This is a genomic window from Thiocystis violacea (assembly GCF_016583565.1).
In the GTDB taxonomy this organism is placed as follows: domain Bacteria; phylum Pseudomonadota; class Gammaproteobacteria; order Chromatiales; family Chromatiaceae; genus Thiorhodococcus; species Thiorhodococcus violaceus_A.
The window spans coordinates 1-1135 of sequence record NZ_NRRF01000253.1 but is presented as its reverse complement, the minus strand read 5'-3'; the positions used below and the strand labels follow the sequence as shown (position 1 = coordinate 1135).

General features: G+C 63.0%; 1 protein-coding gene. It reads left to right on the top strand.

Annotated features, from left to right (window positions below):
• Positions 1-192 precede the first annotated feature (192 nt).
• Positions 193-1107 (top strand): hypothetical protein, encoded by a 915-nt coding sequence (locus CKO23_RS25065; RefSeq protein ID WP_200336308.1) that lies wholly within the window; start codon positions 193-195, stop codon positions 1105-1107.
• Positions 1108-1135 lie beyond the last annotated feature (28 nt).

Genomic DNA, 1135 nt, shown 5'->3' with positions numbered 1-1135 from the left:
GCGCGGGTCGTTAAGGGGGGCGAAATGATCGACAATACTGGCAGACATGGGAACCTCCTGAGGCTGTTTCCCGATAGACTGCCGCAACCGGTTCTTTTTGAAAAATATTATACGCGCTCGCCCTGACAGGCGAGCAAATGTGTTGAAACGTATGACATCTCGCATCGTATCGCCACCCTGTTCAAGGCCGAGTTGACGCCGGACGAACGCTGGAAGGCGCTGTTGAGCGACGGGCGCACCACCCTGGCGTCGTTTCAGCAGACCGATCTGGCGTTCTTGTTGGCGCCGCGCCAACGCACCAAGGCGCGCTTCATGCACGTCGACACCCATGTCGAGTGGGCGCAAAATGTGTTGGCCTACCATGATCGGGGAGATTTCAGCGCCATTCGGCGGACCGGCGTCCTGAGTGTCGCGGCCTGGGACCACCTGCGCACCCGTTTGGGCGCCGCCCGGGTCCAACCGCTGCGCGCCCTGATGGGCCGCCGGTATTCCGACCCAACCGCCTTGTGCGAGGCCCTGCAGGCGGCGTCCGACCTCACCCCCGAGGAACTCGACGACGCGTTCTGGGATCTCGCTGATACCGGCCGCGCACGCTTTCTGGAAGGCTTCGCTTGGGTGCGATCGTACCGCGAGGATCTGGTGGTCTACGCGCAGATGATGGCGCAGTCCAAGGCGATTCAGACGTTCCTCAAATCCAACGGGCTGCACGCCGGTGTCGTCGAACCGCTGCGCGCCAAACTGGCCCCACGCGCCACCCTCACGCCACGGGCCGCCGACTTCACCGACCGGATCCTGGACGGGGTCGCGGCGGAAGCCGCCAAAATCCCGCCCGGTGAAACCTGGCTGGCGTCCTCCGACATCATCGAATCGGTCTTCGGCAAATACAAAACGTTCACCGCGCGCGGTCCCCTCAAGGAGATTGGCCGCCTCGTGTTGGCGATTCCCGCCTTCCTGACCGAGCTGACGCCCTCGGTCATTCGCGAGGCGATGACCTCGGTGCGCACCCTGGATGTCGAGCAGTGGGTCAAAACGCATCTCGGCGACTCCATGCTGGCCAAGCGACGGCAGGCGTTCAGGCCGTCTGCGGTCGACATGAAAACTGCATGAAAGAATGACGGGGGATTGAACATCCTAG